Source organism: Exiguobacterium sp. BG5(2022) (assembly GCF_031844365.1).
Classification (GTDB): Bacteria; Bacillota; Bacilli; order Exiguobacteriales; family Exiguobacteriaceae; genus Exiguobacterium; species Exiguobacterium profundum.
In genome coordinates, this window is the sequence record NZ_JAUZVB010000001.1 from 1,998,639 (window position 1) to 2,008,807 (window position 10,169).

The following is a 10,169-nucleotide window of genomic DNA, read 5'->3' on the forward strand; positions in this document are numbered from 1 at the left end:
CTCAGACCGTCAAATCGATTTCTTGTTTCATGTCGATGGCGCGCTTCAATAGTTTCTGTAACAACTCAGCAAAAACCGCAATGACAAATGCGGCGAAGACGAAGACGAACCCGATGACTAAAAATCCTGGCGAGTCGTCACGCTCAGCGAACCAATAGAAGAAGGGAAGCAACGCCGTATAGATAACCGTGATGGTCAATGCACAATACTTGATTACCCGAAGTACTTTCACCGCTTCATAGGAGAATGCCTCGTTCCGGTCAATCAATCCAAGTAAGGTAAACGTCTGGAACAAAGCCATAAAATAGGGAACTGCCGCCACATACATCCCGATAACAATCGGACGCATCGAATTCGCAATCCATCCCCCGCTCTCGGTTGCGTCTCGCCAAAGAAACGGTAGTAAAAAGATACAGGCCGCAAGAATCGGGAGAGCTAAGACAATCACCGATAGTTTTAAAAAGACGGTTTCTCGTTTCACCTGTCATACACCTCACTCATTTTATTTCTTTTATCATACGCCCGTTTTTATCGTTTATCAATAAATATTTATCGAAAAAAATAGACCTCGAGATGTACTCGAGGTCTACTTCATTCATTTCATTGCTTCTAATTCACTTTCGGTCACCCATTTATGATTTGTGACCTCTTCTCCGTCTTCAGTCGTGTAATCAACCATGTAAACGGTCGTCTCTTCCGCTGTATCGATTGTCGCTTCTGCGCCGTCCATCCCTTCCATATGGTCGGCGGCCAATACGACCTCATCCCCTTCAGACAACGGTTTCTCATCTGGATTGTCCAATTCTTCGTGAATCACCCATTTGTGATCCTCTACCGGGTCACCGCCTGTTGTCGGTGTATAGCTGACGGCGTAGACGGTCGTATCGTACGCACCGACAATCGTGGCCTCCACACCTTCCATCCCTGGCATGTGATCCGCTGTCATCATCGCGGTTGATCCGACTGGAAAAGTCGGATCACTGGCTTCCATCAGCCCGTCTGGAACTTCTCCAGACCCGGAGTGATCCATCGCTGAATGGTCCATGCTTTGCTCTTCTGACATCTCCATCGATGTGTCCTCTGCCGTATCCCCACAAGCGGCCAATGATGTCGCGAGAATCATGACACCGAGACCTGTCATCCATTTCTTCTGTTTCATTGAATCTCTCCTTCTCTTCATTTTCATGTTGAGTGTACCCGTTCCGGAGAATGAACAGACATATTTGAGAACATTACGATGATTTGTTAACTCATTGCAACAAAAAAGACCAAAATCCCGAAAGATTTTGGTCTTGAACATTATTCAACCGTTACAGACTTCGCCAAGTTACGTGGCTTGTCGACATCGCAGTCACGAGCAAGTGCTGCATAGTACGAGATGAGTTGAAGTGGAAGAACCGTCACGAGTGGCGTGAGAAGTGGTTCAACACGTGGAAGAACGAATGCGTCGTTCTCATGCTCCATTCCTTCCATTGAAATCGTACATGCGATGGCACCACGCGCCACAACTTCCTTGATGTTTCCACGGATGTTGAGGTGTGTGTTTGGTTGAGACACGAGCGTGATGACCGGTGTCCCGTCTTCAATTAAGGCGATCGGACCGTGTTTGAGTTCCCCACCTGGGTACCCTTCTGCTTGGATATATGAAATCTCTTTCAGCTTCAATGCGCCTTCGAGACCTACATATGAATCCAATCCACGTCCGAGGAAGAATGCGTTACGTGACTCTTTCAAGAACTTATCTGCAAGCTCTTCAAAGATTTCTTTTTGTGCCATGATCGAGTCCATCGTTGTCGCAACGAGTGCAAGTTCTTGCATGAGATCAAACGGGAGTTTCTTCCCGTTCGCACGAGCGATGTCGTATGCGAGAATTGCGAGGACGGCAATCTGTGCCGTGTATGCTTTCGTCGACGCGACCGCGATCTCTGGTCCTGCGTGGAGGAGCATCGTCTCGTTCGCTTCACGTGACAATGTCGATCCTGCCACGTTCGTTAACGTGAGCGCTTTATGGCCCAATTTTTTCACTTCGACGAGGACGGCACGGCTGTCCGCTGTCTCACCTGATTGTGAGATGAAGAGGAAGAGTGGCTTCTCTGTCAAAAGTGGCATGTTGTAACCGAACTCTGATGCGACGTGTACTTCAGTCGGTACACCTGCAACGCGCTCAATCAATTGCTTCCCGACAAGACCAGCGTGGTAACTTGTACCACATGCGACGATATAGACGCGGTCTGCTTCCGAGACGAGTTCACGCACGCCTTCTGCGAGCTCGATGTCGCCGTTCTCGTTCTGGTAGTGCTGGATGATGTTACGGATGACGGCTGGCTGTTCGTCCATCTCTTTCAACATGTAGTGCGCGTACGTGCCCTTCTCGATGTCTGACGCATCGATTTCGGCCGTGTATGGTGCACGCTCGAGTACTTCGCCGTCGAGCGTCTTAATCGTCGCCGCCTCACGTGTGAGGATGACGATCTCACCATCGTGGAGCTCGAGGTACTGGTCTGTCACCTGGAGCATCGCCATCGCGTCTGATGCGACGACGTTGAACGTGCCGTCACCAAGTCCGACGAGGAGCGGTGACTTGTTCTTCCCGATATAGAGGCGTTCTTGGTCCTCTGAGTCGATCATCGCGATCGCGTACGAACCGTGGAGGTCCGAAAGCGTCTTGCGGAACGCCGCCTCGACGTCGCCGAGCTCGACGAAGTGCTTCTCCATGAGCTGGACGATGACTTCCGTGTCCGTCTCTGAAAGAAACGGGACGTCGAGCGTCTTCTTGATGAGCTCGTCGTTCTCGATTACGCCGTTATGCACGAGCGTGAAGCGTCCTGTCGTGCTTTGGTGCGGGTGGGCGTTCGGTACGCTCGGTACCCCGTGTGTCGCCCAACGTGTGTGGCCGATTCCAATCGTGCCGTCTACTTCTGCTGGGATGATTTCGCGTAGCGCAGCAATGCGACCGACTTCTTTGTGAACGTTGACATTCTCATGCATCAACGCAAGACCTGCCGAGTCATAACCACGGTACTCGAGTTTTTCAAGACCTTTGAGAAGGACTTCCTTCGCTCCGGTATTCCCAATCATTCCTACAATTCCACACATAAACAAATCTCCTCTATTCTTCGATTTCTCGAAAAAGGAAACGGGCTTTTTCTAAGAGCTGTCAGTACACGCTTCTTTGTCCGTCCGGTCGCCCGGGCGTTTTAAAAGCATGTTTGTCGTCGTGACAGGCGACGAGGAGGCATCCGCCGAAATCTCGATAACCTCCAACCTCGTCAACTCCGCAGAGTTCTGGCGCTTGTTCGTACTCTTGTGTCCTTCCGTTTCCAAGGTCACGCTCTTAATAGTACAAATCACACCCCCATTCGTCAAGAAAATCCGCTGTTTTCTCGATGACAAAACGGAAACAAAAAGGGAATCCGATGTGGATTCCCTTGTGTTATTCCCGGTTTTGAAAATTTTATCCGTCTACACCGTAATCTTCGCGTACGACTTGTGCGATTTTTTCAACGTAACGGTCACACTCTTCCGCTGTCGGGGCTTCAGCCATGACACGAACAAGTGGTTCTGTACCTGATGCACGGACGAGGATTCGACCGTTTCCGGCCATTTCCGCTTCCGCTTCTTGAATCGTTGCCAAGACACGCTCTCCGTTCATCGCATCGTTTTTATTCGTCACACGAATGTTCACGAGCTTTTGCGGATAAACTGGCATCTCTGCCGCTAATTCAGACAGTTTACGCCCTGTCGATTTCACGATTTCTGCCAATTGCACACCAGATAACATACCGTCACCCGTTGTCGAGTGATCGAGGAAAATCAAATGACCTGATTGTTCGCCACCGAGTGTATATTGATGTTTTTTCATTTCTTCAACGACATAGCGGTCACCCACTGCTGTTTGAAGCGCCGTCATGCCCGCTTCTTCAACGGCTTTATGGAAACCAAGGTTACTCATGACCGTCGCGACAATCGTGTTGTCTTTGAGACGCCCTTTTTCACTCAAGTATTTCCCGCAAATATACATGATCTTGTCTCCGTCGACGATTTCACCGTTCTCGTCAATCGCAATCAAACGGTCTCCATCCCCATCAAAGGCAAGGCCCATGTCCGCTCCTTTTTCACGGACGAATTCAGCCAAATGCTCAGGGTGTGTCGACCCGACACCTTCATTGATATTTAAACCGTTTGGCGAGTTTCCGATCGTCGACACGTTTGCTTCTAAGTCTGCAAACAGTCGAGCCGCAAGGCCACTCGTCGCTCCATGTGCACAGTCGAGTGCGATGTGAAGACCATCAAAATCTTCTTCTACCGTTTGTTTCAACATTTGAAGATACTTTTGCGCGCCTTCGTAGTAATCCGATACGAAACCGAGATCTTTACCTGTCGGACGCGGGAGCGTATCTTCCGCAGCATCTAAGATGTCTTCAATTTCTTGCTCGGTCGCATCGTCTAATTTGAAACCATCGCTACCGAAGAATTTGATTCCGTTATCCGCCACAGGGTTATGCGATGCTGAAATCATGACACCTGCCGTCGCGTCGAGCGATTTCGTCAAGTAAGCGACTCCAGGTGTTGAAATGACACCGAGACGCATCACTTCTGCACCGATTGAGAGAAGACCCGCAATCAATGCACCTTCAAGCATATGTCCCGAAATCCGTGTGTCACGACCGATCAACACTTTCGGCTGCTCGCCTTCTGGCAAATGTTTCGACAACACGTAGCCACCCGCACGACCTAAACGATATGCTAATTCCGCAGTTAACTCAGAGTTGGCAACACCGCGAACTCCATCTGTTCCAAAATATTTACCCATAAGATTAAATCCTCACTTTTGTATGATTGAACATCTTTATTGAATGGAAGATGTTTCTGTTTCTTCATCGACACTCGTCAATTGAACATCGATTGTCTTTGGCGAGATCACGGTCACGCCTTTTGGTACTTCATAATCTGCATCGACCGCATGTGTTCCGCTCGGCAATCCGGTAAGATCTAACGTCACGTTGACACTGTTTGATGAGATGCTTTCAAGAAGGGAACGTTTGCCCGAGAGCGTCACGCTGACCACTTCTTGCGTTTGAATCGTGTAATTCGTCCGGTCATATCCACGGACAGTGATGGGGACGGTCAACCGAATCCGCTCTGTCAATTCACCCGTGTCATCTTTCGTCTCATCATTTGGACGAACGAGCACCTGGACTTCTACTTCTTTTTTACCGAGTGAAGTCACTCCTTCCGGAAGACGAAGGGTAGCGGTCACTTTTCCCGACTTCGTTAAATCGTCAAGTTCAATCGGTTCTGTCTCCACTTGCTGGAGTTCATCTAGCACCGCTTTTGGTGCAAAGACACGGACTTCCGTCTCACCTAGCAACGTATCAACTAAGCGGAAATCGTCTGCCACCTCTCCGCTCGTGACGACCTCGATTGGAATCATCGCGCTCTCGTCATAAATCGGTACGGTGACATTGATGATATTCGGATCGACCGACACGTTCAACGGATTTCCATTCGCATCTAAAATGGTCGGTGGAATTTCTCGTGTGAACGTCTGACTTTGATTGGCAACATCCACATTCAACGTGATTTCTTTGACGTTTTGAATCCGACTCGCACCACCTGTGACTTTTACAGTCGACGGTTCGATTTCGACATCGCCCGCGACTTTTCCGTCCGGTAATTGATCTTTGTTCAACAGATTCACGGACACAGGGACTTCAATCGTTTGTTTCCGATCGATATAGATTTCGACAGTCTCTCGATCTAGTTTGACATTGACGTCTCCGCCGAATCCACGCGCTTCGACCGGGACACGATGGAATCCGGTGCCAAGATTGGTCAAATCGACGAACACCTGATAATCTTTCACCAATTTCGTCATCGTTAAACTACTAGATGGCCCTTGAAGCTCGACACCCATCTCTTCCGGAACATTATATGCGACATACTGGACCTCATCGAAAAACACTTCGACCGGCACATCGAGCGTCATGGAACTTTGTCCGACGATTGGCAATGCGCTAGATGCGTTATTCGAAGAACTGGTCTCAGCGACCATTAAGTATAAAAGGACGGCTAAAGCAAGTGCGATGAAGCGGAGAAACCACTTATGTTGTAACCACTGATCAATCACTTACTTATCCCCTCCTTTTTTGCCGAAGAACGAGAGGGTCGCCTCTTTTTCTTCGATGACGAGTTCTTGAATTAATTTATTGCGAAGCGCTTCTTCGTCTAGTTCCCGATACAAGCGGCCCGCGATTGCAAGTGAGACTGCTCCCGTTTCTTCTGAGACGGTAAGAGTGACGCTATCCGTCACTTCACTGACCCCGATGGCTGCTCGGTGACGTGTCCCGAGTGCTTTATCGATGTGCGGGCTTTCCGAAAGCGGTAAATAGCAAGCTGCCGCCGCAATTTTCCCGTCCTGAATAATCATCGCGCCATCATGAAGCGGCGTATTCGGAATGAATAAGTTAATAATCAACTGGGATGTGATATGCGAGTCCATACGAATGCCGGTCTCCACATACTCGTTTAATCCCGTATCGCGTTCAATCGCAATCAATGCACCGATTCGCCGTTTTGACATGTACTGTGCGGAACTGACGATGGCTTCAATCATTTGTCGTTGTTGCTCCTCATCACTTGTTCCCGTACGACTGAATAAGTTACTCGTTCGTCCGAGATGTTCAAGACCACGTCTCAACTCTGGCTGAAAAATGATGATAATTCCGAGGAGACCGTACGTGATCACCTGATTTAGCAAGAACTGGAGCGTTTTCAATCCGAAGAAACCGCTCAAGAACCAACTGACTAGAATGATGGAAATCCCTTTAATTAATTGTACTGCTTTTGTCCCACGCACAATCATCATCAACTTGTAAATGACATACGTGACGACGACGATATCTAAAACATCATTCAAATAATCGTACCAATGTACGTTTTCTGAAAGATTTAAAAATGAGAAAAATGATACTTGTTCAAGTAGCGGCAAATGCTCCCCTCCTCAACTACCTAGCTAAATCGTGCAAATTCCATTATATCATCATTTCTATAGATACGCATTGCGTCACGTCAAAACGAAACCAGATTGAAACGAAAAAAAGACGCCGGAAGCGTCTTTAGAAAAGTTGTTTCATCGAGTACCAAATCCATTCGAACATCTGATCGATCTGTTCGAGTTCACCTGTCACTTGACCGGCACTTGCTAAATAGGCACGACCATTGACGGCTGTCGCGTTTCCATTGACGGTACCTTCAATCCGTAAATCGCCACCTTGGACCGTGATGTCTTTTTCAACCGTGACACCGGCCGGGACAATGACTTCATTCTCAGATACGATCACACCTGGTACTTTTGTATAGGTCATCGTCTCTGAAGCGCTGCTCCATAGTCCGAGTGTCGCACTAGACATCAAACTAAAGAACAGTACGGCCGCAATCAAACCTGGGTGCCGTTGCAACCATTGCATTTGTTTCGAGTGCGGTTTGCGTTCTTTTCGAACTGGTTTTGAAAACGGTACGACGGGATCAGGTGCTGTCTGTACAGGAGTTTCAGGTAAAGCGGCCATCACTCGGGCCGTAAAATCTGCTGATAACTTTGGACGAGGCAATGCTTTCAGTTCTGCGTCGATTCGTTCATATTGTAGATACGATTCATATAATTCATCGTCCTCTAACAATTGACGCAATTCGTCAGATTCTTCGGGCAAAACGCCATCTTCCAAATATTGTTGTACTTTTTCTTCAGGAGTCAATTGAACCCCTCCCTATTTTGAAAGATTGTTTTTAACATTTCTCTTCCCCGGAAGATCCTTGTCTTAACCGTTGCGACCGGCATGTCGATCATCACGCTGATTTCTTTAAGCGACAAATCATCCACATATTTTAATAATAACGGAATGCGATATTTGTCTGGAAGTTGCTTGATTGCCTCATGCATTTCACTTCGAATTTCGCGATGAACCACTTGGGCATCGGGTTGGGGCGCTTCATCAGCTAAGTGGTCTTGATAAGTCAAACCGTCTGTACCCGCAATTTCGGCATCCATCGAATATTCCGGCTTCCGCTTCCTCAAGCGATCGATGGCAACGTTTGTCGTGATTCGATAGAGCCATGTTTTGAACTTATATTGCGCGTCATACGTATCGATTCGTGTATAGGCACGAATGAACGCCTCTTGGGCAGCGTCCTCTGCTTCGCCACGATCATACAAAATTTTATAGGCGATTGCAAAGACGCCATCCTTGTATAGTTCTACCAGTTCGGCAAACGAATCGTGATTCCCCGCCCTCAATTCATCAACCAAACGGGTGGTCAGCCGTTCCATCAATCCACTTCCCCTCTCCGCTACACATGCGGTCATCTCTATATACGTCTTGATATTGAAATGGTTTCAAAAAATCAAAAAAAGTTTCCATCCCCATTGTAGCAAACGGGTTTGGAAACTGTAAGGAAATCAGACGGTTTCGCCTTCCAATAACAGGTTTTCTTTAGATTTTATAATCGTTTCACATAAGCGATAGGCCAACTGAGCCGTCACGTCATCCCGGTCTAATGCCGGATTTAACTCGACGAGCTCTACTGCGATCAAGTCTTCTGCTTGCATCGCTTCTTTTAAAATCGCTTTGGCTTCGACTTCTGTTAAACCGCCGTCAACCGGTGTACCTGTTCCAGGAACGAGGGATGCATCGAGACTATCCATATCGAAACTGATATAAAAACGGTCTACTCGTTCACGAAGATAACTCAATGACTCTTTCATGATGACATCTACGCCACGCGTACGTACTTCTTCTACTGTAATGACTTTGATGCCGAGTCGATTGATTTCATTCATTTCTCCTTCATCGATATCACGCAGGGCAATATAAACTAAATGCTCTGGTGATAGCTTCGGATCACGTCCGCCCACTTCTGTCAGACGCACGTCGCCCATCCCCATCGCTGCCGCAAGTGGCATTCCGTGAATATTCCCCGACGGTGATGTTTCGCCTGTATTTAAGTCAGCGTGAGCATCCACCCAAATGACTCCATAAGGACCTGTTTGAGCCAATCCAGCAAGAGTACCGATTGCCATACTATGATCGCCCCCAACGATCAAAGGGAATCGATTTTCCGAAATTTCACGATGTACGACTTCTGCCAATTCCGTGACGGTATGCAAGACACCATCAACCCGTTTTAAGTGTTCTTCATTTTCTCGAATTTCAGATTCTGGCAAGACACGAATCGTATGTTTGACCGTTTCTGTCGGAAGAAGTTGTTGCATCCCCATTTCATTTAACTTTGTCGGTCCTTGATCGACCCCTAATTTCCCCTGACCGTAACGCAGCGGCACGTGAATATATGACCATTGCATCGCCATTCCCCCTTTATACGCTTAATAATTAAATTGTAAACGCTATCATTTGTTTGGTTCAACTCAGCATAATGATGAATAAACATGCAAAAAGGCAGCCTGAATGGTGGCAGGCTGCCTTTCTCTGTACTCTCAATTGAATGGTTCATGGTTTTAGGCAAAAAAAAACTTAAGTCATCACTAACTTAAGAAAAAAACATATGGTGGAGCCTAGCGGGATCGAACCGCTGACCTCCTGCGTGCAAGGCAGGCGCTCTCCCAGCTGAGCTAAGGCCCCAATACAGGGATAAGAATATGGAGCGGAAGACGGGATTCGAACCCGCGACCCCGACCTTGGCAAGGTCGTATTCTACCACTGAACTACTTCCGCAAAAAATGGTGAGCCATGCAGGGCTCGAACCTGCGACCCTCTGATTAAAAGTCAGATGCTCTACCAACTGAGCTAATGGCTCAAACCTGGTGGGGGGGGGCGGATTCGAACCGCCGAACCCGAAGGAGCGGATTTACAGTCCGCCGCGTTTAGCCACTTCGCTACCCCCCCGAGGAGTGCCGGCGAAAGGATTCGAACCCTCGACCCTCTGATTACAAGTCAGATGCTCTACCAACTGAGCTACACCGGCATATATATAGGTTTGATGTAATAAATAAAGATGGTGGAGGATGACGGGATCGAACCGCCGACCCCCTGCTTGTAAGGCAGGTGCTCTCCCAGCTGAGCTAATCCTCCATATTGGTGACCCGTACGGGATTCGAACCCGTGTTACCGCCGTGAAAGGGCGGTGTCTTAACCGCTTGACCAACGGGCCTAAAT

The 10,169-nt window shown here is 48.1% G+C and carries 9 protein-coding genes and 7 tRNA genes; all 16 read right to left on the reverse strand.

Annotation, left to right across the window (positions count from 1 at the left end; all coding sequences use genetic code 11):
* Position 1: 1 nt before the first annotated feature.
* Positions 2-481 (reverse strand): DUF2975 domain-containing protein, encoded by a 480-nt coding sequence (locus tag Q9R25_RS10280; RefSeq protein ID WP_031421883.1) that lies wholly within the window; start codon positions 479-481, stop codon positions 2-4.
* A gap of 114 nt (positions 482-595) precedes the next feature.
* Positions 596-1,159 (reverse strand): YdhK family protein, encoded by a 564-nt coding sequence (locus Q9R25_RS10285; protein WP_311283107.1) that lies wholly within the window; start codon positions 1,157-1,159, stop codon positions 596-598.
* Positions 1,160-1,299: 140 nt separating this feature from the next.
* A complete protein-coding gene (glmS, locus tag Q9R25_RS10290; RefSeq protein ID WP_311283108.1) occupies positions 1,300-3,096 on the reverse strand; it encodes a glutamine--fructose-6-phosphate transaminase (isomerizing) in 1,797 nt (598 codons plus the stop codon).
* A 358-nt stretch (positions 3,097-3,454) separates the two neighbouring features.
* Complete coding sequence (glmM, locus tag Q9R25_RS10295; RefSeq protein WP_078147859.1) at positions 3,455-4,813, reverse strand: phosphoglucosamine mutase; 1,359 nt, start codon at positions 4,811-4,813, stop codon at positions 3,455-3,457.
* A 36-nt stretch (positions 4,814-4,849) separates the two neighbouring features.
* Positions 4,850-6,130, reverse strand: coding sequence for a CdaR family protein (locus Q9R25_RS10300; RefSeq protein ID WP_196431523.1), 1,281 nt, complete (start codon positions 6,128-6,130; stop codon positions 4,850-4,852).
* Positions 6,131-6,991 (reverse strand): diadenylate cyclase CdaA, encoded by an 861-nt coding sequence (gene cdaA / locus Q9R25_RS10305; RefSeq protein ID WP_012727638.1) that lies wholly within the window; start codon positions 6,989-6,991, stop codon positions 6,131-6,133. It lies immediately after the preceding gene.
* 127 nt (positions 6,992-7,118) lie between these two features.
* Positions 7,119-7,754, reverse strand: a complete 636-nt coding sequence (locus Q9R25_RS10310) for an RseA family anti-sigma factor (protein WP_047794729.1) — start codon at positions 7,752-7,754, stop codon at positions 7,119-7,121.
* The gene (gene sigW, locus Q9R25_RS10315; protein WP_012727640.1) at positions 7,751-8,326 is read right to left on the reverse strand and encodes an RNA polymerase sigma factor SigW; all 576 of its coding nucleotides are present in this window, start codon (positions 8,324-8,326) and stop codon (positions 7,751-7,753) included. Before sigW ends, Q9R25_RS10310 begins: the two co-directional genes overlap by 4 nt.
* 129 nt (positions 8,327-8,455) lie before the next feature.
* Positions 8,456-9,358 (reverse strand): arginase, encoded by a 903-nt coding sequence (rocF, locus tag Q9R25_RS10320; RefSeq protein ID WP_074035370.1) that lies wholly within the window; start codon positions 9,356-9,358, stop codon positions 8,456-8,458.
* A 201-nt stretch (positions 9,359-9,559) separates the two neighbouring features.
* Positions 9,560-9,635, reverse strand: a tRNA-Ala gene (locus Q9R25_RS10325).
* Between the two features lie 18 nt (positions 9,636-9,653).
* A tRNA-Gly gene (locus Q9R25_RS10330) sits at positions 9,654-9,728 on the reverse strand.
* A 6-nt stretch (positions 9,729-9,734) separates the two neighbouring features.
* Positions 9,735-9,810: transfer RNA gene (locus Q9R25_RS10335), tRNA-Lys, on the reverse strand.
* Positions 9,811-9,815: 5 nt separating this feature from the next.
* Positions 9,816-9,899: transfer RNA gene (locus tag Q9R25_RS10340), tRNA-Tyr, on the reverse strand.
* 6 nt (positions 9,900-9,905) lie between these two features.
* Positions 9,906-9,978: transfer RNA gene (locus Q9R25_RS10345), tRNA-Thr, on the reverse strand.
* 31 nt (positions 9,979-10,009) lie between these two features.
* Positions 10,010-10,085 (reverse strand) — tRNA-Val (locus Q9R25_RS10350).
* A 4-nt stretch (positions 10,086-10,089) separates the two neighbouring features.
* Positions 10,090-10,164 (reverse strand) — tRNA-Glu (locus Q9R25_RS10355).
* Positions 10,165-10,169: the final 5 nt, after the last annotated feature.

Excerpts from the sequence above, each read along its gene's own strand:
- Q9R25_RS10285 (WP_311283107.1), bottom strand. The coding sequence starts at position 1,159 with ATGAAACAGAAGAAATGGATGACAGGTCTCGGTGTCATGATTCTCGCG.
- glmS (WP_311283108.1), bottom strand. The coding sequence starts at position 3,096 with ATGTGTGGAATTGTAGGAATGATTGGGAATACCGGAGCGAAGGAAGTC.
- glmM (WP_078147859.1), bottom strand. The coding sequence starts at position 4,813 with ATGGGTAAATATTTTGGAACAGATGGAGTTCGCGGTGTTGCCAACTCT.
- sigW (WP_012727640.1), bottom strand. The coding sequence starts at position 8,326 with ATGGAACGGCTGACCACCCGTTTGGTTGATGAATTGAGGGCGGGGAAT.
- rocF (WP_074035370.1), bottom strand. The coding sequence starts at position 9,358 with ATGCAATGGTCATATATTCACGTGCCGCTGCGTTACGGTCAGGGGAAA.